The organism is Streptomyces sp. NPDC060049 (assembly GCF_042736715.1).
Classification (GTDB): domain Bacteria; phylum Actinomycetota; class Actinomycetes; order Streptomycetales; family Streptomycetaceae; genus Streptomyces.
Genome location: NZ_JBHWVV010000027.1, coordinates 72,376 through 97,989 on the forward strand (window position 1 = coordinate 72,376; position 25,614 = coordinate 97,989).

Sequence of the window (25,614 nt, forward strand, 5' to 3'; positions counted from 1 at the left end):
CCCCCGGGGTGTGACTCCATGACAGCCGTCCCGGCGCGTCCGGGCGATGACGGTGGGACGCCGTGGGACAGCCGGAACTGCATTGACCAGCGCCGACCGGCCCCGGAATACTTCTGCCGCAGTGGGACACGGGAGCGGGGGAACGGTGGACGCACAACAGCGGCAGGCCGAGGCCGGCCCTCAGGAGGAGCTGGCCGCCAGGCTGCGCCTGCTCCAGGAACTGTCCGGACTCGGCGTACGCGCCCTGGCGCGGGACACCGGCCTCAGCTCCTCGTCGCTTTCGCGCTACCTCGGCGGGCGGACCGTGCCCCCGTGGCCCGCGGTGGTCGCCCTCTGCCGGCTCGTCAAGCGCGACCCCCGCCCGCTGCGGCCCCTGTGGGAACGGTCCTCGAACCCGCTGCCGGCGCCCCCGAAGGCCAGCCGCCAGGTCCAGCCCAAACCCCGCAACGACCTGCCGCGCGACGTGCCCGACTTCACCGGACGCGAGGCCCAGCTCGACACCGTGCTCGCCGCGCTGGAGGGCCACCGGGTGGTCGCCGTCGACGGTATGGCCGGCGTCGGCAAGACCTGCCTCGCGGTGCACGCCGCGCACGGGCTCGCCGCCGACTACCCCGACGCCCAGCTCTACGTCGACCTGCACGGATTCACCGAAGGCCGGGAGCCGCTCGATCCGGACTCCGCGCTGAGGATGCTGCTCGGCGCGCTCGACGTCCCGTCAGAGAGGGTCCCGCAGGAGGGCATCGAGCAGCTGGCCGCCTGCTGGCGGTCGGAACTGGCCGGCCGACGGGCCGTCGTGGTCCTCGACAACGCCGCCGACGCCGACCAGGTCCGTCCGCTGCTGCCCGGAGCGGGACCCTCCGTCGTCCTGATCACGAGCCGCAACCGGCTGCTGGGCCTGGACGAGGTTCCCCCGGTGTCCCTGGACGTGCTGAGCCCGCAGGAGAGCGCGCAGCTGCTGGCCCGTGCCAGCGGCGACCCCGGCGGCCCCGGGGGCCGCCTCGCCCGCGAACCGGATTCCGCTGCCGAGGTACTGCGGCTCTGCGGCCATCTGCCGCTGGCCCTGCGGCTGGCCGCGGCCCGGCTGCGGCACCGGCCGGGCTGGACCGTCGGCATCCTCGTCGAGCGGCTGGCGGAGGGCGCGAGCGAGTTCGACACCGCGTTCGCCATGTCCGTACGGCAGTTGGACCGGGCCCACGCCCGCTTGTTCCGGATGCTGGGCCTGCTGCCCGGGGGGTCCTTCGACGCCTACCTGGCGGCGGCGCTGGCGGACGTGCCGCTGCGAGGCGCCCGGGAGATGCTGGAGGACCTGGTCGACGCGCACCTCGTCCAGCAGCCGACGGCCGGCCGCTACCGGTTGCACGACCTCGTGCACCAGCACGCCCGCCAGGCCTGTGCTCTGCAGGACCCGCAGGCCGAGCGGGAACGGGCGCTGGCCAGGTTCCTCGACTACTACGTGCACGCGGCGGCCGCGGCCGACGCCGCGATGCCGGTCCTGTCGCCCGGCCGGGCGCCCACCGCGGGACGGGCCCCGGCCGCGCTGCCGCGGTTCACGGACAAGCACGCGGCCCTGGCCTGGCTCGTCTCGGAGTACGAGAACCTCATCGCCGTCTTCGAGACCGCGGTCGCCGTCGGGGCCGACGTGCACGTGTGCGAGCTGCCGCGTTTCCTGCGGGCCTATTTCGCGCGTCGCTGCGGCACGACGCACCTCAACTACCTCTTCGAGCGGTCGCTCGCCGCCGCCGAGCGCCTGGGCGATCCGCTGCGACTGGCCGAGGCCTACAGCGATCTGGGTTTCGCCCGCTACAACGCGGGCCGGACGGCGGAGGCCGGGGCCGCGTACGAGGCGGCCGCGATCCGGGCCTCCGAGGCGGGTGACACGCGCTCGGAAGCCGAACTGGCCATGCGGCGCGGCTACCTGCGGTGGGAGGAGGGGAGCGCCGAGGAACCGCTCGAACTCTTCGCGCTGGCGGGGAAGTTGTTCGAGGAGGGCGGTTCCCCGGCCGGCGCGGCCCACGCGGCCGCGGCGGAGGCCTGGGCGATGCTCCAGCTGGGACACCGGGAGCAGGCGGCGCGGCGGGCCCGGGACGTGCTGGACATCCCCCACGCGGACCCGTCGTGGCCGCCCACGCTGACGGCCCGGATCACGCTCGGCGTGGCCATCGCCGGCGAGGCGCCCGAGGAGGCGGCGGAGCACCTGCACCGGGCGCTGGCACTGGCCCGCGAGGACGGCCACATGAACAACGAGGCCTGGTGCCTCAACTGCCTCGGCGTCGCGCTGCGGCAGATGGGCCGCTACGAGGAGGCGCTGACCAGTCACCGGGAGGCGTTCGCACTGCTGGACGAGCTGTTCGAGGAGCACTGGAAGATCCGCTTCCTCAACGGCTACGGGGAGACCTGCCGGCTCGCGGGCCTTCCCGAGGAAGCCCTGCGGCTGCACCGGCAGGCGCTGGAGCTGGCCCCGGCACTGGGCTACCGGCACGAGGAGGCGCTCGCGCACGAGGGGATCGCCGTCCTGCTCGACGGGACGGATCCGGTCGCGGCCGCCGAGCACCGCGCGGCGGGGCGGGCCGTGCGGGAGGCGATCGTCCCGTCGATGTTGCAGGACTCCGCCCGCTCCTGACAGCCTGGTCCCCGAGCCGGCCCGCCCGAGGGCCGGCCGGACCGGGGGGACCGTCATGGACTTCAGAACCGCCGCCACAGCCGCCACCGCCGCCTTCGCCCTGGCGGCGCTGGGCGCGGGGCCCGCCTTCGCGGACAACCACGTCAGCGTCGCGCCGCAGGGCCAGGACGGGAACTTCGAGCACGCGGCCCCGCGCACCCCCGAGGCCGGCGACCTCGCCACCGACTAGTGCGGTGACCCGGTCCGTACCGCGCCGGGGGGCGGGGCGGCCGGGCCGGCGCCGTTCACCCGCGGGCCACCCGGAGGTCGGCGGTCCGCCCGTTCCGTCGGTGGGGTTTGTCAGCCGGTCGTGCTTTGCTGGAGGCATGATCGATGAATTCCTCGCCCGTGACCTGTCCGCCGTCGACGAGGCCGTCCGCAAGGCGGCGGCGATCGAGATCATGCCGCGATTCCGCCGGCTCGCCGACCACGAGGTGGACGAGAAGGCCGGCCCGCACGATCTGGTGACCGACGCCGACCGCAAGGCCGAGGAGTACCTCACGGCAGCCCTGACGCGGCTGCTGCCCGGGTCGGCCGTGGTCGGTGAGGAAGCGGTGCACGCCGATCCGAACGTGTACCGGGCGCTGCGCGCCGACGCCCCGGTCTGGATCGTGGACCCCGTCGACGGGACCCGGCAGTTCGTGCACGGCGACCCCGCGTTCTGCACGCTGGTCGCGCTCGCACACCGCGGGGAGATACTCGCCTCCTGGACCTTCGCCCCGGCGCTGGAGGAGATGTCCACCGCCGTGCGCGGGCAGGGTGCGTACGTCAACGGGGTGCGGATCCACAGCGGTGCGCCCGAGCCGGGCGCGGACCTGCGGATCGCCACGGCCCACCCGCTGTACACCTCCGAGGACGACCAGCGGATCCTGGCGCGCCTGGACGTACCCGGGGTGGCCGCCCGCCCGTGCGGTTCTGCGGGGCTGGAGTACCTGCGGGTGGCCCGGGGAGAGATGGACGGCCTGGCCTTCACCTGGCCGTCGGCCTGGGACCACGCGGCCGGGCTGCTGCTGGTCGCCGAGGCCGGCGGCGCGCAGAGCACGGTCGACCGGGTCCCCTTCCGGGTGGACCGGGACAACGCGCTGCCGTTCGCGGTCGGCCGGGACGAGGCCACGACGGTACGCGTCCGGGAACTGCTGCGGGGCGAGTGAGCCCACGGCGAACGGAGTTGGCGCGGATCGAGGATTGCACCCCTGGACACGCGCAATACCCTGGGGGCGGTGCCGCCACCGGACGAAGGAGTCGCAAGTGCCGTCGATTCTCGATGCGGTCGTGGTGGGTGCCGGGCCCAATGGGCTGACGGCCGCCGTGGAACTGGCCCGGCGCGGCTTCTCGGTGTCCGTCTTCGAGGCCTCCGACACCGTCGGCGGCGGGGCGCGGACCGAGGAGCTGACCCTCCCCGGCTTCCGCCACGACCCCTGCTCGGCGGTGCACCCGCTCGGCGTCGGCTCCCCGGTCTTCGCCACGATGCCGCTCAAGCGGTACGGGCTGGAGTGGCTGCACGCCCCGCTGCCCATGGCGCACCCCTTCGACGACGGCTCGGCTGCCGTGCTCTCCCGCTCCGTCGCCGAGACGGCCGCCTCCTTCGGCCCGCGCGACGCGGGCACGTACCGGCGGCTGGTGGATCCCTTCCTCGGCAAGTGGGACACCCTGGCCCGTGACTTCATGTCGCTGCCCGGCACCGCGCTGCCCCGCGACCCCCTCACCCTCGCCCGCTTCGGACTCGTCGGCCTGCCGCCGTCCACCTGGCTGCTGCGCCGCTTCGAGGACGAAGGGGCCCGCGCGCTGTTCGCCGGACTCGTCGCGCACGTCATCGCCCCGCTCGGCGGGATCGGTACCGGCGCCGTCGGCCTGGTCTTCGCCCTCGCCGCGCACGCGAACGGCTGGCCGATGCCGCGCGGCGGCTCGCAGTCCATCTCCGACGCCCTCGCCGCGTACCTGCGCGACCTCGGAGGCACTGTCCACACCGGCTTCGAGGTCAAGCGGCTCGACGACCTCCCGCCGGCCCGGGCGTACGTCTTCGACACCTCGCCGACCGCGCTCGCCCGTATCGCGCGCCTGGGCAGTGCGTACGACGGCTACCGCTACGGCGCCTCCGTGTTCAAGATCGACTACGCCCTGGACGGCCCCGTCCCCTGGACCGCCGAGGAGCCGCGCCGCGCCGGCACGGTCCAGATCGGCCCGCGCAGCCGGGACATCGACGCGGCCCTGCAACTGGCCTCCGGCGGCCGGGCCCCGCGCAACCCGTTCCTCATCACCGCCCAGCCCAGCCTGGTCGACCCCGGCCGGGCGCCCGAGGGCAAGCACGTCTTCTGGGCGTACGGGCACGTCCCCGCGGGCTGGGACGGCGACCTCACCGAGGCCGTCGAGCGCCAGCTGGAGCGCTTCGCCCCCGGCTTCCGCGACCTCGTCCTCGCCCGCGCCACGGCCGGTCCGCCGCAGCTCGCCGCCCGCAACCCGAACTACATCGGCGGTGACATCGCCTGCGGCGCGGCCTCCGGGCTCCAGCTCCTGCTGCGCCCCAAGCTCAGCCTGTCCCCGTACTCGACCGCCCACCCGGCCGTCTTCCTCTGCTCCTCGGCCACCCCGCCGGGCCCCGGCGTGCACGGCATGTCGGGCCACAACGCGGCCAAGGCCGTCTGGCGCCACCTGCGGGGGAAGGGTTCCTGACGCCGTTGCGCGCCGCGTCGGCGTGGACGGCCCCGTCGGGACCAGCCCGGAAGCTCCGATGCCGATGTGCTGCGCCGGTGCTGCTGGGACAGCAGGATCATCCCGGAACGAGTGTCAGTCGGTGCTGCGGCCGAGCCTTCTCCCCACGGGCCGCCCCCTCCCCGCGACGCCGTTCGTCCCGATCCGGAGTGGAGTGTCCCCGGGGGTCGCTAGGCTTCTGGGATGACCTCCTCGCAAGCAGCCGCCGAAATCCCCGACGCCCCGCAGGTGCTCCAGCGCGTCTTCGGGTACGACTCCTTCCGCGGCGAGCAGCAGCAGATCATCGAGCACGTCGTCGGCGGCGGCGACGCCCTGGTGCTGATGCCGACCGGCGGGGGCAAATCGCTCTGCTACCAGATCCCGGCGCTGGTCAGAGCGGGTACGGGAGTGGTGGTCTCCCCGCTGATCGCGCTGATGCAGGACCAGGTCGACGCGCTGAACGCGCTCGGCGTACGGGCCGGATTCCTCAACTCCACGCAAGGCTCCGACGAGCGGCGTTCGGTCGAGCAGGCGTTCCTCGCCGGCGAGCTGGACCTGCTCTACCTGGCTCCCGAGCGACTGCGCACCGAGGGAACGCAGCGGCTGCTCGACCGGGGCACGGTCTCGCTCTTCGCCATCGACGAGGCGCACTGCGTCGCCCAGTGGGGCCACGACTTCCGGCCCGACTACCTCGCCCTGTCCATGCTGCACGAGCGCTGGCCGAAGGTGCCGCGCATCGCGCTGACCGCGACGGCCACCGAGGCGACGCACGCCGAGATCGCGGCGCGCCTCGGCCTGGAGGAAGCCCGCCACTTCGTGGCCGGCTTCGACCGGCCGAACATCCAGTACCGGATCGTCGCGAAGAACAATCCCCTCAAGCAGCTGCTGGAGCTGATCCGGACCGAGCACGCCGGGGACGCCGGCGTCGTCTACTGCCTCTCGCGGGCCTCGGTGGAGAAAACGGCTGCCTCCCTGGTGGAGCACGGCATCGACGCCGTGGCGTACCACGCCGGGATGGACGCCCGCACGCGCGCGGCGAACCAGTCGCGGTTCCTGCGGGAGGACGGGGTCGTGGTCGTGGCCACGATCGCCTTCGGCATGGGCATCGACAAGCCGGACGTGCGCTTCGTCGCGCACCTGGACCTGCCCAAGTCGGTCGAGGGCTACTACCAGGAGACCGGCAGGGCCGGGCGCGACGGGGAGCCGGCCACGGCATGGCTGGCCTACGGGCTCCAGGACGTGGTGCAGCAGCGCAAGATGATCGAGGGCTCGGAGGGCGACGACGCGCACCGCCGCGCGCTGTCCGGGCACCTGGAGGCGATGCTCGCGCTCTGCGAGACGGTCGGCTGCCGCCGGGAGCGGCTGCTGGCGTACTTCGGCCAGTCGGGCGCGCCCGCCTGCGGCAACTGCGACACCTGTCTGACGCCGGCCGAGTCCTGGGACGGGACGGTCGCGGCGCAGAAGCTTCTGTCCACGGTGTGGCGGCTGGCCAAGGAACGGCGGCAGAAGTTCGGTGCCGGTCAGATCGTCGACATCCTCCAGGGCAAGAAGACGGCCAAGGTCATCCAGTTCGACCACGACGGGCTCTCGGTCTTCGGGATCGGTACGGACCTGAGCACGGCGGAATGGCGGGGGGTCGTACGGCAGCTGCTGGCGCTCGGACTGCTGGCCGTGGAGGGCGACTACGGGACGCTGGTGCTGACGGAGGCCAGCGGCGAGGTGCTCGGGGGCCGCCGGAACGTCCTGATGCGCAAGGAGGCGGCGCCGGCCGCCGCAACGTCGCGCAAGGAGGCCGGCGGGTCGCGCTCCGGGAAGGGCGCGCGCGTGCCGGTCGACCTGCCGGCGGCGGCGGTGCCGGTCTTCGAGGCGCTGCGCGCGTGGCGCGCCGAGACCGCGCGGGAGCAGGGAGTGCCGGCGTACGTCGTCTTCCACGACGCGACGCTGCGGGAGATCGCGACCCGGGTGCCGGCCACGGTCGCCGAGCTGGGCACGATCAACGGTGTCGGCGAGGCGAAGCTGACCAAGTACGCCGAGGGCATCCTCGAGACCCTGAACGGGACGGATGCCGCCCCGGTGGACCCGGTGGACCCGGTGGCCCCGGTGGCCCCGGCGGTCGCGGCGGTCGCGGCGGTCGCGGTGACCGTGCCCGCGCAGGCCGCCCCCGCGGCCGTGGCCCAGCCGGTCGCGGTGGCGGCGGGCGGGAGGCCGGCCGGCCCGGGGGAGGAGTCGCTCTTCGGCCCGGAGGACGAAGAGGTGGACCCGCCCTGGGACGACTGGGAGTAGCCGTCCCCGGACGGCTCCCTGCCCCGGGCGGCAGGGGGGCCGTCGGGGGACGGGACCTCGGGGCCGGGCCGGACCCGTCCGAGGCCCCGGGGACCGCTTGCACCGCGATCCGCTGCTCCCGCGCTCCCCCGCTCGGACCCGACGCAGCGCCGGTCCCCGATGCCTCGGATAGGGTGAATCGGTAGGAATCGGGCCCCCCGGGGTGAGGTCGGCACAGTGGACACGTACCAGCAGACGAGCGAGGTGCCGGAGCAGCCGGTGGGGGCCGTGGGCTACGCGGGCGTCCTGCGCGAGCTGCTCCCGATCGCCCTGTGGCGGGAAGACGCCGACGGGCGCGTCGTCGAATGGTCCCTGGCCGCCCAGGACCTCCTGGGCCACCGCCCCGAGGACATCATCGGCCGGTCGGGCTCCTCGCTGCTCGTCCCCGACGCCAACCGCGAGCTCGCCGCCGACCTGACCCGCCGGGTCCAGGCCGGGGAGACCGTCGTCGGCACCCTGCCCGTGCGCCACCGCGACGGCCACCGGGTCGCGATGGAGATGTGGATCGTCCCCGCCGCCGACCCGCAAGGGCGCACCGGGGCCATGCTCATCGCCGTGGAGACCACCGAGGTCCTGCGGATGCGCGATTCCCTCGCCGCGCTCCAGAGCCTGTTCACCCAGTCGCCCATCGGCCTGGGCACCCTCGGCACGGACCTGCGCTTCCTGCGCGTCAACGACGCCCTCGCCCGGATGAACGGGGTACCGGCCGCCGACCACCTCGGCAAACGGCTCACCGAGGTCGTGCCCGGTGTCAACGCCGCCGCGCTGGAAGGCCTCATGCGCAAGGTGCTGGAGAGCGGATCCGCCGTCGTCGACGTCCGCCGCACCGGCCGCACCCCCTCCGACCCCGACCACGACCGGACCTGGTCGTGCTCGTACGCGCCGCTGTTGGACGGTTCCGGGCGCCAGCTCGGCCTGATCGCCTCCCTCATCGACATCACCGACGGGCAGCGGGCCCAGGCGGAGGCGGAGCAGGCCCGGCGCCGGTTCGCCCTGCTCGCGGAGGCCGGCACCCGCATCGGCACCACGCTCGACCTGCGCCAGACCGCCCAGGAGACCGCGGACGTGCTGGTACCGCAGCTCGCGGACTCGGCCGACGTACAGCTGCTGGAAGCCGTGCTGGAGGGCGACGACGTCTCCGCCTCGACGCGGGGGCTGTTGCGGCGCCTGGCCGCCGTCTTCCCGGACCCGCAGGCACCCACCGCCAAACTCGTCGCCGGGCAGACCTTCCAGATCCCGCAGGGCAGTGCCTACGAGCGGGTCGTCACCGAGGGCCTGCCCATGAACCTGTACGTGTCCGACATCCCGGCCCTGGTCAGCGACCCGAGGGCGGGGGCGCTGCGCGGCTACCTGGCGACCCTCGGCTCGGCCCGGATGGTCCCCCTCGTCGCGCGCGGGCAGGTGCTCGGGGCGGTCGCCGTGACCCGGCTGCGCGGGCGCGAGCCCTTCGACGACCAGGACTGCGTGCTGATCGACGAGGTCGTCGCCCGGGCGGCGCTCAACATCGACAACGCCCGGATGTACACGACCCAGCGCGCGGCGGCCCTGACCCTGCAGCGCAGCCTCACCAACAACGCGCTGCCCGAGGTCGCCGGCCTGGAGATGACCGGCCGCTACCTCCCGGCCAGCGACCACGACGTCGGCGGAGACTGGTTCGACGTGATCGAGCTGCCGGGCGGCCGGACCGGCCTGGTCATCGGCGACGTGATGGGCCACGGCATCCACGCGGCCGCAGTGATGGGACAGCTGCGCACGGCGGTACGGACGCTCGCGCGGCACGACGTGCCGCCGGAGCAGATGCTCCGCTCGCTGGACGCGGTGGTGGCCGACCTGGGCGAGGACGAGATGGCCACCTGCGTCTACGCCGTCCACGACCCGGCGACGGGCGCCTGCGTCGTCGCGCGGGCCGGACACCCGCCGCCGGCCGTCGTCACGCCGGCCGGGGACGTGACCTTCCTCGAGGGCCCGTCGGGGACCCCGCTGGGCGCGGGCGGGCAGGACTTCCGCACCGAGGAGGTGCGGCTGCCCCCGGGGAGCCTGCTGGTGCTGTACACGGACGGTCTGATCGAGGCGCGGGACCGGGACCTGGACGAGGGGATGGCGGAGCTCGCGGGCGCGCTGAGGGGTTCCGGCGAGCCGCTGGAAGCCCTCTGCGACGGCATCCTGGCCCGGCTGCTGCCGGCGGCCCAGCAGGACGACGTGGCCGTCCTGCTGGCCCGGACGACCAGTTTGCCCTAGCGCAATAAATACTTGTCTCTAGCGCAATGGAGGCCTTATCTTTCTGGCATGTCCGCGAAGCTGCCCCGCCCCACCGTGCTCACCGGCTGCCACGTCCGCCTCGAGCCCCTGACCAGGAGCCACCTCCCCGACCTCTTCGAGGCCGGCGGCCACGACGAGGAGGTCTGGCGCTGGCAGGGAGGCCCCGCGCCGCGGACGGAGGAGGAGCTCGGCGCCACGCTCGACGCGGTCCTGGAGGCCGCCGGGCGGGGCCAGTACGTCCCCTTCGCCGTCATCCACCTCGAAAGCGGCCGGGCCATCGGCTGGACCACCTACCTGGACGTCAGCCCGGCCGACGAGCGGCTGGAGATCGGCTGGACCTGGTACGGGCGCGCGTACTGGCGCAGCGCGGTCAACTCCGAGACGAAGCTGCTCCTGCTCGCCCACGCCTTCGAGGACCTCGGCATGGGCCGCGTCCAGTTGAAGACCGACCACCTCAACACCCGCTCCCAGGCCGCCATCGCACGCCTCGGTGCCCGGCGCGAAGGCGTACTGCGCCGCCACCGCCGCCGCCCGGACGGTACCTGGCGCGACAGCGTGTACTTCTCGCTGCTCGCCGACGAATGGCCCGAGGCGAAGGCGCGGCTGGCCGCCAGGCTCCGAGACCCCGCGGCCACGGAACGGCCGTGAGCCCGCCCGACCGCGAGACGCCCGGCTACCAGGCCAGGTCCTCCAGGGCTTCGAGGTTCATGAGGTCCGGGGGCTCCGGTTCCGCCGCGCCCGCCAGGGGGAGTTCGGCCCAGATGACCTTGCCGCGTTCCGTGTAGCGGGTGCCCCAGCGCTCCGCGTACTGCGCGACGAGGAACAGGCCGCGGCCGCCCTCGTCGGTCGTGGCCGCGTAGCGCAGGTGCGGAGAGGTGCTGCTGCCGTCGGCCACCTCGCAGATCAGCGTGCGGTCTCGGAGCAGCCGGACCCTGATGGGGTCGGTGCCGTAGCGGATGGCGTTGGTGATCAGCTCGCTCAGGATCAGCTCCGCGGTGAAGGAGATGCCCTCCAGGCCCCACGCGGCCAGCTGTGCGGCGCCCGCGCGGCGGACCCGTGAGACGTCGGCGGAGTCGTCGGGGATGACGTCCCACTCCGCGATCCGGTCGGACGGCAGCCGCCGCGTGTCGGCGACGAGCAGGGCGATGTCGTCGCTCGGCGCCGGGAACAGCAGCGCGGCCAGTACGTCGGAGCAGGCCTGGTCGGGGCTGCGGTGGGGCCGCGACAGGCTCTCGGTCAGCATGGCGAGGCCCGTGTCGAAGTCCCGGTCGCGGTCCTCCAGCAGGCCGTCGGTGAACAGGACGAGCCGGCTCGCCTCGGGCAGGTCCAGTCCCACGGCCTCGAAGGGCATCCCGCCGACGCCCAGCGGCAGCCCGATCGGCAGCTCGGGGTACCGGACCCGGCCGTCGGGATCGACCAGCGCCGGGCCGGGGTGGCCTGCGCTGGCTATCGTGCAGTGGCCGGACACCGGGTCGTAGACCGCGTAGAGGCAGGTGGCGCCGGTGACGCCGGACGGCTCGCCCTCGCCGACGGCCCCGGCCCCGGCCCCCGCGGTCTCGTCCTGGTCGATGCGGTCGATCAGCTCGTCCAGGTGCCCCAGCAGCTCGTCGGGCGGCATGTCGAGCGTGGAGAAGTTGTGCACCGCGGTCCGCAGCCGGCCCATCGTGGCGGCGGCGTGCACCCCGTGCCCGACCACGTCGCCGACGACCAGCGCCACCCGGGCCCCGGCGAGCGGGATCACGTCGAACCAGTCACCGCCCACCCCCGCCTTCGCGGGCAGGTACCGGAACGCCACGTCCACGGCGCTCAGTTCCGGCAGCACCCGGGGCAGCAGACTGCGCTGGAGGGTCACGGCCACCGCGTGCTCGCGCGTGAAGCGGCGGGCGTTGTCGATGGACACGGCGGCCCGCGCCGCCAGCTCCTCCGCGAAGGACAGGTCCTCCTCGGCGAAGGCCTCGGGAGTGTCGGCCCGCCAGAAGTTGGCCATGCCGAGGACCACGCCCCGAGCCTGGAGCGGTACGGAGATCAGCGAGTGGAGGCCGTAGGCCAGAGCCACCCGGGTGCCGTCCTGGTCCTGCGCCCGCCAGCCGAAGGCCGCGCTCAGGTCCGCCGCCAGGACCGCCCGCCCGGCGTCCAGGGCCGCGGCCATCGGAGCGGTCGGCACCACGAAGCGGATGACGTCGCCGACGGGCTGCAGCGGGGAGTCGGCGCGCACCCCGCTCATGGCCGCCCGGCGCATCTCGGTGTGCGCGGCGACGCCGGGCTCCTCGCCGCGCAGTACCGGCTCCAGCAGCTCGACGGTGACGAAGTCGGCGAAGCGCGGGACCGCGACCTCGGACAGCTCCTCGGCGGTGCGCACCACGTCGAGGGTCGTCCCGATGCGCACGCCGGCGTCGTAGAGGAGCTGGAGGCGCTCGCGCGTCACCGCGGCCCGGCCGGAGAGCGCGGCGAGTTCGGTGGAGTCGCGCAGGGTCATGACGCTGCCCGACGGGCGGCCCCCGTAGGGCTTGGTCGGGCGTACGTTGACGGCGAGCAGGCGGTCGCCCGACCGGTGCACCTCGTCGGTGGCGATCCGCCCCGACGCGAGCAGGGCGGCCGTGCGCGGGTCGAGCCCCAGATCTCCGACGTGCCGCTGCTCCGCGTCGGGCGGCAGGTCGAGCAGGCGCCGGGCCTCGTCGTTGGCGAGGAGCAGCCGACCCTCGCTGTCGATGATCAGGACGCCCTCGCGGACGGCGTGCAGAACCGCCTCGTGGTGTTCGTTCATCCGGGTCATCTCCGCCTCGCCCAGACCCCGGGTCTGGCGCCGCAGCCGGCGGCTGACCAGGAAGGCGCCGAAGGTGCCCAGCAGCAGGGCGCCGGCCGCCGCGCCGAGGAGCAGGGGCAGCTGGCCCTCCACCACGTCGCCGACGTTGGCGACCTCGATGCCGGTGGAGACCAGGCCGACGACCGCGCCCGCCGAGTCCCGTACGGGAACCACCGCGCGGACCACGTCGCTGGGCTGGCCCTCGAAGGTCTCCGTGAAGGACTGCCCGGCCACGGCCCGGGAGAGGTCGCCGGTGGCCCGCTGCCCGATCAGCTCGGGCAGGGAATCGGTGTACCGGATCCCGTCGGGGGCCAGCACGGCGACGAAGTCGACGCCCGAGGCCCGGCGGGCGGCCTCGGCCAGGGGCTGGAGCTCGGCGGTGGGGTCGGCGGACCTCAGGGCCTCGGGCAGGCCGGGGGCGTGGGCGAAGCCCTCGGCGGCCGCGAGCGAGCGGTTGCGGGCGTCGCGCTGACCGTCGTACCGGGCCTGGAAGAAGAGGGCTGCGGTCGCGGCGGTGATCAGCACGAGCACGATGACCGCCTGGAGGGCGAAGACCTGGCCTGCGACGCTGCGCGCGCCGAGCGAGAGCCGCGCGTACGCCCGGGAGAAGCGGCGCGTCAAGCGGCGTGCGAACCGCCGCGCGGGACCGCCGGGTCCGTCCGGGCCGGCCCGTGCCCGGCCCGGCCCGGACGGGGAGCCGTCCCCGGGCGCCCCATCAGAGCCCCTGGGCAGGCCAAAACGTCCGGTCATGAGCCATTTCTAACACTGTCCGCCGGGTTTGGGGCAGGCGCCTGCGCGGTAGCCGTCGCCCGGTAGGCGCGGGGGCTGGTGCCGACGTACGAGGCGAAGTGCTGGCGGAAGGTGACCTCACTGGCGAATCCGGCCCGCCGGGCCACCTCGGTGACCGGATGGTCCGTGCGTTCCAGCAGTTTGCGGGCTTCGTCCAGACGGTGACGCAGGAGCCATTTGTGCGGGGTGGTCCCGGTCGCGGCGGTGAAGTGGCGGGCGAAGGACCGCGGGGACATTCCGGCCCACCGGGCGAGGGTGGCCACGTCCAGGGCCTCGTGCAGGCGCCCCAGCGCCCGCTCGCGTACGGCGGCCAGTGCCTCGGCGGTCCGGTCCGCGGCGGGCGTCGGCCGGTCCAGGTACTGGGCGTGGTCGCCGGTGCGGAAGGGGCCCGTCACCATCGCACGGGCGATGGCCGCGGCCGCCTCGGCGCCGTGGGCCTCGCGGACCAGGTGGAGGCAGAGGTCGATGCCGGAGGCGACCCCGGCGGAGGTCCACAGCCCGTCGTCCTCGATGTAGAGCGGGGCCTCCTCGACGCGCACGGCGGGGTGGCGGCCGGCCAGCGTGGGGGCCAGCGCCCAATGGGTCACGGCCCGGCGGCCGGCCAGCAGCCCGGCCTCGGCGAGGATGAAGGCGCCGGCGCACAGGGCGGCCACCGGGATCCCCCTGGCGTGGGCGTCCCGCAGTGCCGCGAGGACCGGCTCGGGCGTCGGATCGCCGGGCCGGGCCAGGGCGGGCACGACGACGAGGTCGGCTCCGGCGAGCCAGTCGAGCCCCCGGTCCGGGGTCAGGGTCAGACCGCCGGGAAGCGGGATCGGGTCGGGGGCCAGGGCGCACCGGCGCAGCTCGAAGGGCTCGACGCCGAGGCGGCTGAGGTCGTGGCTCCAGACCTCGGTGATGACGGCGAGGTCGAAGGCGCGGATGCCGGGCTGTACGACGATCGCGACGCGGTGCATGGCGGTGAGTCTGCCACGACCCTCCTGGCGGTCAAGGGGGCTGCGAGGGGCGCGTGGGGCCCGGGCGGCGCGATCGGCGGGAGAGGCCCCGGGAAGCGGTGCGGGGCCTGCGGGAGGCGTGAGGGGCCTCCTGGGGCTCGCGCGGGTCCGCCAGGCCGCCGGAAAGCCGGAAATCGGGCATCCGCGGGAGGCGGGCGATGTCGTCCCGCCGCGGGTGCGCGGGGGTGTGCAAGACCTTGCGGCGGCCGCCCGCAGGGGCCGGGCGACCGGCCGGGGCCTGTGGAGGGACTGCCAGACCGGCAGGATCCCATCGGTTCGGGTCCGGGGCGCCGCTGTCGCGAAGGGCTCGCGCCGCCGAGGATCGAGTCATGACGAACTCGATCGAGATCACCCCGGACAGTGCCCTGCTCATCATCGACGTCCAGAAGGGCTTCGACGACGCGGCCTTCTGGGGCCCGCGCGACAACCCGGCCGCCGAAGCCAACATCGCCGCGCTGATGGACGCCTGGCAGGAGACGGGCCGCCCCGTGGTGGTCGTCCAGCACGCCTCCCGCGCCGGTTCGGTCCTCGGGCCGGACCAGCCCGGATACGCCCTCAAGGACTTCGTCGCCGAGCGGTCGGACCGGGCGGCGCTGCACATCACCAAATCCGTGAACTCCGCCTTCTACGGCACCCCGGACCTCGCCGACTGGCTCACGGCCCGGGACATCGGGCAGCTCGTGGTCACGGGGATCCAGACCAACATGTGCGTCGAGACGACGGCCAGGATGGCGGGAAACCTCGGCTACGACGTCCTCGTACCGCTCGACGCCACGCACACCTTCGACCTGGCCGCCGGACCCGGGCCGGACGCGCCGCGGCTGACGGCCGAACAGCTGGTCACCGCCACCGCCGTCAACCTCCAGGGCGGCAGCTTCGCCCGGGTCGTCACCACCGCTCAGCTCGTCGACGCGGTCGGCGGCAAGACCCACCGGCCCTCCGGCGTTTGAGGGGCGCCGCCCCGGGCGGGTGGGGGAGAGGACCCCGGCCCCCGCGCAGGCACCCGGGCACCGGCCTGCCGCGAACGCCGGCGGCCCGGACCCCGGTCAGGGATCCGGGCCGCCGGACGAGGTGGAAGCCGGGTCAGAGGACGTCGGCGGCGATGTTCGCCGCCACCCGCTCGAGCAGCGGCCCCGCGTTGGCGATGCACACCGCAGGGTCGGGCTCGATCTCCGTGAGCGGGTAGGCGCGCCGGATCCCGGCCGCCTGGAGCGCCTCCTGCGTGAGCAGCAGCCGGCCGCACACCGCGACGACCTCCTTGCCCGCCGCGCGGGCCGCCGCCGCGACACCGGCCGGAGCCTTGCCGTGCAGGGTCTGCTCGTCGAGCGAGCCCTCGCCGGTGATGACCAGCGTGGCCCGCTCCAGCGCCGGCGCGAAGCCGAGTACTTCGAGCATCAGCTCGATGCCGGGACGGAAGGAGGCGCCGAGCAGCAGCGCCCCGTAGCCGATGCCGCCCGCGCCGCCCGCGCCGGGCGAGAGCGCGGCCTCGGCGGCCAGGGAGCCGGCCGACTTCTCCAGGACCACCGCGAAGTGCGCCAGCGCCGCGTCCAGCGCCGCCACGTCCTCGGGCGACGCCCCCTTCTGCGGGCCGTAGACCGCCGGAGCGCCCTTCGGACCCGTCAGCGGGTTGTCCACGTCGCTCGCCAGGACGAAGTCGACCTCCTTGATGCGGGGGTCGATGCCCGACAGGTCGGCCGAGGCCAGGGCTGCCAGCGCGCCGCCGCCCGGACCGACCGGTTCGCCGTTCGCGTCCAGGAAGACCGCGCCCAGCGCGGCCAGCATGCCCGCGCCGCCGTCGGTGGTGGCGCTGCCGCCCACACCGAAGACGATCGAGCGCGCTCCCGCGTCGAGTGCCGCCTTCAGTAGTTCGCCGGAGCCGTACGTGGTCGCCGTCAGCGGGGCGAAGACACCCGCGGGCAGCAGCTGGAGGCCCGAGGCCTCCGCCATCTCGACCACCGCGGTTCCCTCGCGCAGTGCGAAGGCGGCCGTGACCTGGTCGCCGAGGGGCCCGGTGACCCGTACCTCCCGGCGTTCGAAACCGGCTGCCACCGCGGCCGCGACCGTGCCGTCGCCGCCGTCCGCGACGGGGAGCGTCTCGATCTCCACGCCCGGTACGGCCTTGCGGAGGCCCGCCGTCACCCGCTCCGCGACCTGAACGGCCGTGAGCGAGCCCTTGAATTTGTCCGCGGCGATGAGCACGCGCGCGGTCTCAGTTACTGCTCCGTCCGTCACCTTGCTAATCCCTTGCTATCGAACAGTGCAGTCGCGCCCACGCAGGAGCCTATCCGGAGGATCCTCCTATGCCCATGTGTGGCCTGGGCCACACCCTGGCGCGGCATGCGGCCAAAGGGGGACATACGCCTGCATAGTGTGGCCGCATGAGCACGGATTCGCTGGAACAGCCACGTCCGGATTCCCCGGGCGGGGGGTCACCCGGCCCGGACGACGGCACTCCCGACCGCACCGTCGTCATCGTCGGAGTGGTCTGCGTCCTGGCCGTCGTGGCCTGGGCGGCGCTCGGCGAGAGCTCCTTCGACTCGGCGTCCAGCACCGCCCTGGCCTGGGTGCTGAACAACTTCGCGTGGCTGTTCGTGATCGCCGCCGACGTGTTCCTCGTCATGTGCGTCGTGCTCGCGATCAGCCGGTTCGGCCGGATCCGCCTCGGCAAGGACGACTCGGAGCCCGAGTTCACGAACCTCGCGTGGATCGCGATGATGTTCAGCGCCGGCATGGGGATCGGCCTGATGTTCTACGGGGTGGGGGAGCCGCTCACCCACTACCTGCTCCCGCCCCCCGCCTCCGGCGCGGCCCCCGGCACCGGCGACGCCGCGCGGGCCGCCCTCGACTACTCCTTCTTCCACTGGACCCTCACCCCCTGGGCGATCTACGGGATCGCCGGCCTCGCCCTCGCCTACGCGACCTTCCGCAAGGGCCGCGGCAACCGCCTCAGCTCCGCCTTCGTCCCCCTCATGGGCGAGGAGCGGGCCAACGGCCGGCAGGGGAAGGCCATCGACCTGCTCGCCGTCTTCGCGACGGTCTTCGGCACCGCGACCAGCCTCGGCCTCGGCACGCTCCAGGTCGCGAAGGGGCTCGAGATCACCACCGGCGTCGAGGACTCGACCACCGTCGAGCTGGTCATCATCGGGTCGCTCTCCGCCGCCTTCGTACTCTCCGCCTTCTCCGGCCTGCACAAGGGCGTCAAGTGGCTCAGCACCGTCAACATCGTGCTCGCCGCCGCCCTGATGCTCTTCGTCTTCGTCCTCGGCCCGACCGTCTACATCCTCGACGTGATCCCGGCCGGCGTCGGCAGCTACCTGCACAACCTGCTTCCGATGGCCACCCAGACCGGCGCCTTCACCGACAGCGCGTGGCTCGGCGCGTGGACGATCTTCTACTGGGCGTGGTGGCTCTCCTGGGCGCCGTTCGTCGGCACCTTCATCGCCCGGATCTCGCGCGGCCGCACCATCCGCGAGTTCCTCGTCGGCGTGCTCCTGGTCCCCAGCGGCGCCACCGTCGTCTGGTTCTGCGTCATGGGCGGCACCGCGATCCGCCTCGACTCCACCGGCGTCGCCGACCTGGCCGCCGAGCTCAAGGAGGGCACCGAGGCCTCGCTCTTCGCGATGCTCGACGCGCTCCCGCTCGGTTCGCTCACCTCGTGGATCGCGATGGCCCTGGTGATGACGTACTTCGTCACCAGCGCCGACTCGGCGTCCCTCGTCATGGGCTCGCTGACCAGCCGGGGCTCCCTCAACCCGCCGACCTGGCTCGTCGTCACCTGGGGCGTGCTGATGGCCGCGGTGGCCGCCGTGCTCCTCGTCGCGGGCGGATTGAAGTCCCTCCAGACGGCCACCATCCTGGTCGCGCTGCCGTTCGTGATCGTGATGCTGCTGCTCTGCTGGGCCCTGGTGAAGGAACTGCGGGAGGACCCGGGTGCGGGCCCCGCCCGCCACCACGCCCTGCACGGGCTGCGCGACGCCGTCAAAGCCATGGTCGGCGACGCCATCACCGAGCAGGGCGCGGCCCGCCACCTCCGGCTGCGCCGCGCGGCGGAGTCGAGGAGCCGCGACCGCGACGACAGCGACGACAGCAAACCGGGACCCGGCCAGAGCTGACCCGTCAGCCCCTCAGCCACTCAGTCCGTCACCGGATCCGGTAGACGGCGACCTTCTCGTTGTCGAACTCCTTCTCGGCGAGTTCTCGAAGCCGCGGTGACTCGGCGCCCGCCGTACGCAGCACCACCACGTAGCGCACGCGGTACTCGTCGTGCAGCCGGCGCAGGACCGCCCCCGTGGGGCGGTACACGGCGTCCTCGTTCAGCCGGAACAGCGCCCGGTCCCAGAACGGACCGTCGTACCCGGCGCCGTCGCCGCGGGTCAGCGCCATCATCCGGGGCGCGTACGCCCAGCCCTCGATCAGCACCGACCGCTCGGAGTAGGCACCGAGCCACCAGGAGCGGGTGTTCTCGAAGCCGGGTCCGTGGGCGTCGTTCAACTCCCAGCCGTGGCTGTTGGTGACCAGTACGTCCTCGGGGGCGCTGTGCGCGCGGACCCAGCGCGCCGCCTCGACCCGTGAGGCGGGCATCGTCCAGGAGCCCATCCACGTGTGCTCCCGGGCCTGGAGGGCGTCGTGGAAGACACCCGGCGCGCCCGTCGCGAGGGCCGCGGTCATCAGTACGACGGCTCCCCGCCCGCGCAGCGCGGGCCACACCCGCCCGCCGGCCCACCACAGGAGGCCGCAGACCAGTGCGATCGCGGCCAGCACCGCACCCGCGAGCACGGAGGGCAGGAGGAGGTAGTACGTCTTGCGCGCGTCCCCGTCCGAGAACTCGCGCAGGACGAAGGCCACCCACCGCGCCGAGTAGTGGTAGATCCCGTAGGTGAGCAGCGCGACGAAGGCCACCGTGCCCACGGCGAGCGCCGCCTCGGCCCGGCGGGGCAGCTCGGCGCGCTCGATCGCCTCGCAGTAGCCCCAGGCCGAGAGGACCGCTCCGAAGGGCAGGGCGGCCATGGTGAAGTAGCTGGAGTTGTAGCCGTTGACGAGCAGGTAGGCGCAGGGCCCGGCCAGGGCGGAGCCCAGCAGGAACCACTGGAGCGGGTCCAGCTGGAACCGCCGGTGCAGGATCAGCGGGATCACGCCGACCAGCTTGAGGTGGTGGTGCAGCACGAAGGCGGCCAGCGCCGACGCGATCAGCAGGGCCTGGAGCACTGCCGAACGCTTGTGGTCCGGGTCGGCCCAGAAGGGGTGCAGGTTGCCCAGCGGAACGATCCGCAGGCCGTAGGTCTCGAACCTGAAGATCACCGCGGTCGCGAACAGCTGCGCGGAGGCGAGGATCGCACCGAGCCCGACCACCGTCCACGGGATGCGGCGGGTCGCGATGAGCATCATGAGTCCCGCGAGGGCCAGTCCGGCGAGCGTGACCGGCAGGGTGCTCGCCTTGGCCGCGCTGGAGGCCGCCGCGAACAGGGCGGCCAGCACGAAGAGCCCGCGGCCGAACGCGGGGGCCTCATCGCTTCGGCCGTCGCCGCCGTCGCCGGCCGCCCTGGGCCGGCGCAGTGCCTCGCCGATGACGCCCAGCAGGGCGATCAGCAGCGGCTGGCTGTACGTGTACGACTGGCTCGACCAGTACATCAGCCGGACGGACGGGGCGCCGAGCGTCCAGGTGTCCACGTTGTTCGGGTAGATCGCCGTGAACTCGGTGACGACGACGAGCAGGACGACGGTCAGCGGTCCGGCCCAGGCGCGGCCGGTGAGCCGCCGGGCCACCACGGCGGTGATCACCACGGCGAGCGCGGCGAGAGCCGGAACCATGAGCCGCGTCTGGATCACCGGCAGGTCGACGTGCCCGACCATGGAGCTCATCGCCATGTGGGCGAAGGAGAACCAGTGGTAGTGGAGCGGTTCGCCGGAGACCTGGGGGAGCGTCAGCGGGACGTGCTGCTTCGCGTTCGCGGCGAGCGACAGCACGTACGGAAGGTCGGCGAAGATCCGCGAGGTCTCCGTATCGGAGAGGACCGGGTACTTCGACAGGAAGTCCTTGTAGAAGTAGGCGCCGGTGAACGAGACCAGCGCCGAGACCGACCAGGACCACCCGAGGCAGGTGCGGACGTAGCCGCGCGGACGCCAGTGCCGGCGCAAGCGCGGCACCGCGGCGAAGGGGATCACCACGGCGAGCGGCCAGGCGGTGGCGAGCGACTGGGCTCCGAGCGAGACCAGCACGAACCAGGCGGCCAGTTCCAGCGCGAGCCCGGTGACGGCCCCGTACGCGAGGTCCTCGACCAGGGTGTGCGGCCGGTGGCGCAGCGCTCGGAACACCAGGGTGCCCGGGAGCGTGACGCCCCAGAGCGCGTATCCGGTGTACCGGGCGACATCGCTCGCCGAAGTACCGGCGAGCAGCAGCAGCGCGGCCAGCACGAGGTAGGCGGCGATACCGGGCAAGAACCGCCAGAATAGGTGCGCGTGCGTTCGTTCCGCCCCGGCTGCCGGGGGCGCTGGGTAGGGCATGCCGTTGGCTCTTCCTCCCTGCTGGGCGTCGCCCGGCCGCGCTGTCAGGCCGCGTGGTCGGAGGTGCCCGCGACCTGCGCGGCGCCGTCCCGCTCCGCGGAGTCGTAGCCGACGAAGTAGGCCGGCCGGGCCTGGACGGCCGAGTAGATCCGGCCGATGTACTCACCGAGCAGGCCCACGCAGATGAGCTGGACACCGCCGATGAAGAGCATGCCGATGAAGAGTGAGGACCAGCCCGGCACGGTCGAGCCGAACGCGTACTGGAAGGTCGTGTAGACCGCCAGACCGAAGCAGACCAGGAAGCTCAGCAGCCCGAGCCAGGTGGCGAGCCGCAAGGGGGCCGCGGAGAAGTTCGTGATGCTGTCGAGCGCGAGGCGGACCATCTTGGACAGCGGGTAATGGGTGCTGCCGGCGACCCGCTCCTCGCGGACGTAGACGACCTCGCCGCTGCTGAAGCCGAGCCACGGCACGAGGAGCCGGTAGACCGGCTGGTGCTCGGGCAGGGACTTCAGCGCGTCGACGGCGGCCCGGCTCAGGAGGCGGAAGTCGCCGGCCTGGTCGGGCATGTTCTTGCCGACCAGCTTGCGCATCAGCCAGTAGTACGCGCCGGCCGTGCGCCGCTTGAAGAAGGTGTCGGTGCCGCGGTCGCCGCGCACGCCGTAGACGATGTCCAGGTCCTTCTCGCGGGCGAGCGCGAACATCTCCGCGATCTTCTCCGGCGGGTCCTGCAGGTCGGCGTCGATGCTGACGACGTACGCGCCGTAGGCCCGGTGGATACCCGCCGTCAGTGCGGCCTGATGCCCGGAATTGCGGGCGAAGCGGACGATGCGCAGCTCGGGCCAGTCCTGGCGGATCTTCTGCATGATGACCGGAGTGGCATCGGTGCTGCCGTCGTCTATGCCGACGACCTCGTAGTCCACGCCGAGCCCGTCCAGGATCGGACGCAGGCGGGCCACGGTCAGCGGCAGCGCCTCCTGCTCGTTGTAGATCGGGATGACGACCGACAACACGGGAACGGGGCGGTGGACCTCGTTGCGTGACGAGGCTGCTGCGTCGTACATGGTGGCCGCTTGTCCCCAATACCTGAGAGCGTGAAGAACTCGGCAATACCTGAGAAAACCGAAGAACCCGGCGAAGACGCCGATGGTCTGACCGGCGCGGTGCAACCACATCGGAACCGTGCGGCCGGGGCGGATGGTCGGCAAGAATATCATCTTGACCGACTTGTCATTCAGTCTTCTATACGGCGCGGCAGGGCAGAGGCCGGCCCCAAAAGGGGCGGTCACGCGGGTTGCTGAGGTCGCGCGGGGCAAAGGCAAGCCGCCCTCCAGGCATACGGCGTGGCTGCGGCGGTCGTCCTTGACCCCACTGCGGGTCGGCGACGCTGTCGGTGGTGAGCGCGAGCGAGACGTCCGCCGGCGCCGAGACATTAGGGTGGCCGGGTGACCACCACGGATGACTACGCCACCTACATCGCGAGCCTGCCCCGGGTGCTGGCCGGCGCGGCCGCCCTCTACCGGGACGCCGAGGGGCGCGTGCTCCTCGTCGAGCCCAACTACCGTGCCGGCTGGGCCCTGCCGGGCGGAACCATCGAGTCGGACCAGGGCGAGTCCCCGCGCACGGCCGCCCGCCGCGAGAGCGCCGAGGAGATCGGCATCGACGTACCGCTCGGCCGGCTGCTCGCCGTCGACTGGACGCTCGGCGCGGAGCGTCCGCCGCTCGTCGCCTACCTCTACGACGGCGGCGTGCTCGACGCCGGTCAGCTCGCCTCCGTTCGGCTCCAGGAGGAGGAGCTCGTCTCCTGGCGGATGGTGGACCCCTCCGAGCTGACGGACTACCTGCCGGGGGCGCTCGGCCTGCGCGTCGAAGAGGCGTACCGGGTGCTGCGGTCCGGTGAGGGCGCCGCCGAGCTGGAGAACGGCCGCAGGCCGGCCGCGCGGTAGTCCGCCCCGCTCGTTATTTCGCGCCTACACCGGGCAGGACAGAATTCAGCAGATGATCACGATGTACGCCTGGCCCAGCACCGCCGACGGGCCCGACGCCCTCCCCATGGTCCACTTCACCACCGATCAGCAGGCCGGCGGTGAGGTCACCCCCGACGGGGTGCCGGTCTGGATGTTCGACACCGCGATCCGCGACGGCGGCTGGGCCCTGTTCAACGACTTCGAGGCCTGGTCCGTCCCGGCCGCCGGCTGGCAGGCCTTCTACCGCCGCGAGGACGACGTCCTCGCCGTCACCGGTCCCGGCTCCTGCGAGGGCTGGTACCAGGGCGGCCTGGGTGCCGACGCGGAGTGGGTGGGGGCGGCCGTGGCCCAGCAGAGCGTGGTCCTGCTCGCGGCCCCCGTCCAGCACCCCTCCCTGTACGCCTACGCCGTCGAGGCGGGCGCGGCCTTCGCCCTCCTCGTCCCGCTGGTCGTCATCTAGCGCTGCAACCAGGGCCGACTCAGAACTGCTCGGCACCGGACTCGAAGGCGAGCAGGCGCACCTTGCGGTCGATGCCGCCGCCGTAGCCGGTCATGGAACCGGAGGCCCCGATCACGCGGTGGCAGGGCACGATGATGCCGACCGGGTTCTTCCCGTTGGCCAGGCCCACCGCGCGCGAGGCGTTCGGCTTGCCGAGCCTGGCCGCCAGCTCCCCGTACGACCAGGTCTGCCCGTAGGGGATCCGTGCGAGCTGCTCCCACACGCTGCGCTGGAAGGCGGTGCCCTCCAGCCGGACCGGCAGGTCGAAATCGGTGAGCTCCCCGGCGAAGTACGCCGTCAGCTGGCGCACCACTTCCGGGAAGGGCTCCTCCGCGGCCGTGACGCGCTCGCCGAAGGACTCCTCGGCCGGCCGGTGGCGCTGCCCGGTCATGTAGAGGCCGCTGAGGACGCCGCCGGAGGCGACGAGGGTGAGCTGCCCGTACGGGCTTTCGACGACGGTGTGCTGCTTGCCGTTGGTCACGCTGCTGCTGGACATGGTGGTTCGTGCTCCTCGGACGTCAGACGGGCAGGAAGTTGACGGCGTGGTCCTCGGTGGCCCACAGGTACTGGACGGCGTACGCGCGCCAGGGCCGCCAGTGCGCCGCGCGGGCCGTCAGCGCGGCGGGAGTGGAGGGCAGCCCCAGCCCTTTCGCGGCCCGCCGGATCCCCAGGTCGGAGGGGATGAAGGCGTCGGGATCGCCCAGCGCCCGCATCGCGATGATCTCGGTGGTCCACGGCCCGAAACCGGGCAGCGCGGACAGCCGGGCACGGGCGGCCTCCCAGTCGCTGTCGGCGGCCAGCGGGAGCGAGCCGTCCGCCAGCGCGGAGACGAGCGTGGTCAGCGTGGTGCGCCGGCTGAGCGGCAGGGCCAGCGATTGCGGATCGAGCCCGGCCAGCGCCCGCGACGACGGGAACAGGTGCGTCAGCCCGCCCTCGGGATCGGGGTCCGTCACGGGCTCCCCGAGGGCCCGCACCAGCCGGGCCGCGTGCGTACGGGCCGCGGCGGTGGACACCTGCTGGCCGAGGACGGCTCGAACGGCGAACTCCTCCGCGTCGACCGTACGGGGCACCCGGCGCCCCGGAGCCTTGTCCACGAGCGGGGCCAGCAGCGGGTCGGAGCGCAGCTGCTCGTCGACGGCCTCGGGATCGGCGTCGAGGTCCAGGAGCCGGCGGCAGCGGCTGATGGCGATGGTCAGGTCGCGCAGGTCGGTCAGGGCGAGCCGGCAGCCGATGTGGTCGGGCTGCGGGGTGAGCGCGACGACGCCCGTGCCGTAGGGGAGCCGCAGGGTGCGGCGGTAGGCGCCCGCACGCCACTCCTCGACGCCGGGCACCGCGGTTGCGGCGAGGTGGCCGAAGAGGTTGTCGGGGTTGAGCGGTGCGCGGAAGGGGAGCCGGAGGCTTATGGTGCCGGGCACCTGGTCCCGGACCTGCCGGGGTCCCTTCCCGGCCCTGGTCCGCAGCTCGCCGGGCGCCAGGGCGAAGACCTCGCGGACGGTGTCGTTGAAGGTCCGGATCGAGGAGAACCCGGCGGCGAAGGCGATGTCCCCCATCGGGAGCTGCGAGGTCTCGATCAGCAGCCGGGCGGTCTGCGCGCGCTGCGCCCGGGCGAGGGCGAGCGGCCCGGCGCCGAGCTCGGCGTTGAGCTGGCGTTCCACCTGACGCGAGGAGTACCCGAGCCTGGCGGCCAGCCCCGGGACGCCCTCCCGGTCGACCACCCCGTCCTGGATGAGGCGTACGGCGCGGGCGACGGCGTCGGCGCGGGCGTTCCACTCGGGCGAGCCGGGGGAGGTGTCGGGACGGCACCGCTTGCAGGCCCGGTACCCGCTCTGCTGGCAGGCGGCTGCGCTGGGCAGGAAGGTCATGTTCTCGACCTTGGGCGGTACGGCGGGGCAGCTGGGCCGGCAGTAGATGCCGGTGGTCCTGACGGCGGTGAAGAACCAGCCGTCGAAGCGAGCGTCCTTGGACTGGACGGCCCTCACGCAACGCTCGGTGTCGGTGTACATGCCGTCCATCCTCCCGGCCCCCTGCCCCCCGGGCTGGCGGTTTTCCGACATCAAGCGTATCCGCCGGTCGCGGCTTCCCCCGCCGCCGCGTGCGTCGGCGCCGCTCGGGCCGGGGGCCGGGACACGGCCCCCGGC

The 25,614-nt window shown here is 73.5% G+C and carries 18 protein-coding genes; 11 read left to right on the forward strand and 7 right to left on the reverse strand.

All coding sequences use genetic code 11. The features are described 5' to 3' along the window. The first annotated feature begins 145 nt into the window (after window positions 1–145). The 7 genes from ACFWBY_RS34445 (at window position 146) to ACFWBY_RS34475 (ending at window position 10,576) form a co-directional block, all read left to right on the forward strand. A complete protein-coding gene (locus ACFWBY_RS34445; protein WP_385339126.1) occupies window positions 146–2,620 on the forward strand; it encodes a tetratricopeptide repeat protein in 2,475 nt (824 codons plus the stop codon). A 55-nt stretch (window positions 2,621–2,675) separates the two neighbouring features. Next, window positions 2,676–2,849 (forward strand): hypothetical protein, encoded by a 174-nt coding sequence (locus ACFWBY_RS34450; protein WP_385339124.1) that lies wholly within the window; start codon window positions 2,676–2,678, stop codon window positions 2,847–2,849. A 136-nt stretch (window positions 2,850–2,985) separates the two neighbouring features. Next, window positions 2,986–3,810 carry an inositol monophosphatase family protein gene (locus ACFWBY_RS34455; protein WP_385339122.1) on the forward strand — a complete coding sequence of 275 codons (825 nt, stop codon included), beginning with the start codon at window positions 2,986–2,988 and terminating at the stop codon, window positions 3,808–3,810. 97 nt (window positions 3,811–3,907) lie between these two features. Next, window positions 3,908–5,329, forward strand: a complete 1,422-nt coding sequence (locus tag ACFWBY_RS34460; protein WP_385339120.1) for a phytoene desaturase family protein — start codon at window positions 3,908–3,910, stop codon at window positions 5,327–5,329. A 222-nt stretch (window positions 5,330–5,551) separates the two neighbouring features. Beyond that, complete coding sequence (recQ, locus tag ACFWBY_RS34465) at window positions 5,552–7,630, forward strand: DNA helicase RecQ (RefSeq protein ID WP_385339118.1); 2,079 nt, start codon at window positions 5,552–5,554, stop codon at window positions 7,628–7,630. Between the two features lie 216 nt (window positions 7,631–7,846). Continuing rightward, window positions 7,847–9,907 carry a SpoIIE family protein phosphatase gene (locus ACFWBY_RS34470; RefSeq protein ID WP_385339115.1) on the forward strand — a complete coding sequence of 687 codons (2,061 nt, stop codon included), beginning with the start codon at window positions 7,847–7,849 and terminating at the stop codon, window positions 9,905–9,907. Window positions 9,908–9,955: 48 nt separating this feature from the next. Then, the gene (locus tag ACFWBY_RS34475) at window positions 9,956–10,576 is read left to right on the forward strand and encodes a GNAT family N-acetyltransferase (RefSeq protein ID WP_385339112.1); all 621 of its coding nucleotides are present in this window, start codon (window positions 9,956–9,958) and stop codon (window positions 10,574–10,576) included. 25 nt (window positions 10,577–10,601) lie between these two features. Here the strand turns inward: ACFWBY_RS34475 and ACFWBY_RS34480 are convergent, their stop codons facing one another. Then, window positions 10,602–13,481 (reverse strand): SpoIIE family protein phosphatase, encoded by a 2,880-nt coding sequence (locus ACFWBY_RS34480; protein WP_385339108.1) that lies wholly within the window; start codon window positions 13,479–13,481, stop codon window positions 10,602–10,604. Continuing rightward, window positions 13,478–14,473 (reverse strand): GlxA family transcriptional regulator, encoded by a 996-nt coding sequence (locus ACFWBY_RS34485; protein ID WP_385339105.1) that lies wholly within the window; start codon window positions 14,471–14,473, stop codon window positions 13,478–13,480. The genes ACFWBY_RS34480 and ACFWBY_RS34485 overlap by 4 nt, the downstream gene beginning before the upstream one ends. Window positions 14,474–14,841: 368 nt before the next feature. Here ACFWBY_RS34485 and ACFWBY_RS34490 point away from each other — a divergent pair, with 368 nt between their 5' ends. Continuing rightward, the gene (locus ACFWBY_RS34490) at window positions 14,842–15,462 is read left to right on the forward strand and encodes a cysteine hydrolase family protein (RefSeq protein WP_385339102.1); all 621 of its coding nucleotides are present in this window, start codon (window positions 14,842–14,844) and stop codon (window positions 15,460–15,462) included. 133 nt (window positions 15,463–15,595) lie between these two features. Here ACFWBY_RS34490 and ACFWBY_RS34495 read toward each other — a convergent pair whose 3' ends face one another. Next, a complete protein-coding gene (locus tag ACFWBY_RS34495) occupies window positions 15,596–16,744 on the reverse strand; it encodes a glycerate kinase (RefSeq protein ID WP_385339100.1) in 1,149 nt (382 codons plus the stop codon). Between the two features lie 146 nt (window positions 16,745–16,890). On the opposite strand from ACFWBY_RS34495, the gene ACFWBY_RS34500 reads away from it, so the two are divergent. After that, the gene (locus ACFWBY_RS34500) at window positions 16,891–18,624 is read left to right on the forward strand and encodes a BCCT family transporter (RefSeq protein WP_385339097.1); all 1,734 of its coding nucleotides are present in this window, start codon (window positions 16,891–16,893) and stop codon (window positions 18,622–18,624) included. Window positions 18,625–18,652: 28 nt separating this feature from the next. Here ACFWBY_RS34500 and ACFWBY_RS34505 read toward each other — a convergent pair whose 3' ends face one another. Together ACFWBY_RS34505 and ACFWBY_RS34510 are read right to left on the reverse strand one after the other, a co-directional pair. After that, window positions 18,653–20,947: a hypothetical protein gene (locus ACFWBY_RS34505; RefSeq protein WP_385339095.1), complete on the reverse strand. Its 2,295-nt coding sequence runs from the start codon at window positions 20,945–20,947 to the stop codon at window positions 18,653–18,655. A gap of 110 nt (window positions 20,948–21,057) precedes the next feature. Continuing rightward, on the reverse strand, window positions 21,058–22,074 hold the full coding sequence (locus ACFWBY_RS34510) for a glycosyltransferase family 2 protein (RefSeq protein ID WP_385339092.1): 1,017 nt from the start codon (window positions 22,072–22,074) through the stop codon (window positions 21,058–21,060). Between the two features lie 381 nt (window positions 22,075–22,455). Here ACFWBY_RS34510 and ACFWBY_RS34515 point away from each other — a divergent pair, with 381 nt between their 5' ends. Together ACFWBY_RS34515 and ACFWBY_RS34520 are read left to right on the forward strand one after the other, a co-directional pair. Continuing rightward, window positions 22,456–22,956, forward strand: coding sequence for an NUDIX domain-containing protein (locus ACFWBY_RS34515; RefSeq protein ID WP_385339089.1), 501 nt, complete (start codon window positions 22,456–22,458; stop codon window positions 22,954–22,956). A 52-nt stretch (window positions 22,957–23,008) separates the two neighbouring features. Further along, complete coding sequence (locus ACFWBY_RS34520) at window positions 23,009–23,437, forward strand: hypothetical protein (RefSeq protein WP_385339087.1); 429 nt, start codon at window positions 23,009–23,011, stop codon at window positions 23,435–23,437. A gap of 19 nt (window positions 23,438–23,456) precedes the next feature. Here the strand turns inward: ACFWBY_RS34520 and ACFWBY_RS34525 are convergent, their stop codons facing one another. Continuing rightward, the gene (locus ACFWBY_RS34525) at window positions 23,457–23,972 is read right to left on the reverse strand and encodes a methylated-DNA--[protein]-cysteine S-methyltransferase (RefSeq protein ID WP_385339085.1); all 516 of its coding nucleotides are present in this window, start codon (window positions 23,970–23,972) and stop codon (window positions 23,457–23,459) included. A gap of 22 nt (window positions 23,973–23,994) precedes the next feature. Next, window positions 23,995–25,479, reverse strand: a complete 1,485-nt coding sequence (locus tag ACFWBY_RS34530) for an AlkA N-terminal domain-containing protein (RefSeq protein ID WP_385339082.1) — start codon at window positions 25,477–25,479, stop codon at window positions 23,995–23,997. Window positions 25,480–25,614 lie beyond the last annotated feature (135 nt).

What these genes read in the sequence shown, in the direction of transcription:
- ACFWBY_RS34450 (WP_385339124.1), top strand. Translation starts at nt 2,676, where the DNA reads ATGGACTTCAGAACCGCCGCCACAGCCGCCACCGCCGCCTTCGCCCTG.
- ACFWBY_RS34455 (WP_385339122.1), top strand. Translation starts at nt 2,986, where the DNA reads ATGATCGATGAATTCCTCGCCCGTGACCTGTCCGCCGTCGACGAGGCC.
- recQ (WP_385339118.1), top strand. Translation starts at nt 5,552, where the DNA reads ATGACCTCCTCGCAAGCAGCCGCCGAAATCCCCGACGCCCCGCAGGTG.
- ACFWBY_RS34475 (WP_385339112.1), top strand. Translation starts at nt 9,956, where the DNA reads ATGTCCGCGAAGCTGCCCCGCCCCACCGTGCTCACCGGCTGCCACGTC.
- ACFWBY_RS34480 (WP_385339108.1), bottom strand. Translation starts at nt 13,481, where the DNA reads ATGACCGGACGTTTTGGCCTGCCCAGGGGCTCTGATGGGGCGCCCGGG.
- ACFWBY_RS34485 (WP_385339105.1), bottom strand. Translation starts at nt 14,473, where the DNA reads ATGCACCGCGTCGCGATCGTCGTACAGCCCGGCATCCGCGCCTTCGAC.
- ACFWBY_RS34490 (WP_385339102.1), top strand. Translation starts at nt 14,842, where the DNA reads ATGACGAACTCGATCGAGATCACCCCGGACAGTGCCCTGCTCATCATC.
- ACFWBY_RS34500 (WP_385339097.1), top strand. Translation starts at nt 16,891, where the DNA reads ATGAGCACGGATTCGCTGGAACAGCCACGTCCGGATTCCCCGGGCGGG.
- ACFWBY_RS34510 (WP_385339092.1), bottom strand. Translation starts at nt 22,074, where the DNA reads ATGTACGACGCAGCAGCCTCGTCACGCAACGAGGTCCACCGCCCCGTT.
- ACFWBY_RS34520 (WP_385339087.1), top strand. Translation starts at nt 23,009, where the DNA reads ATGATCACGATGTACGCCTGGCCCAGCACCGCCGACGGGCCCGACGCC.
- ACFWBY_RS34525 (WP_385339085.1), bottom strand. Translation starts at nt 23,972, where the DNA reads ATGTCCAGCAGCAGCGTGACCAACGGCAAGCAGCACACCGTCGTCGAA.
- ACFWBY_RS34530 (WP_385339082.1), bottom strand. Translation starts at nt 25,479, where the DNA reads ATGTACACCGACACCGAGCGTTGCGTGAGGGCCGTCCAGTCCAAGGAC.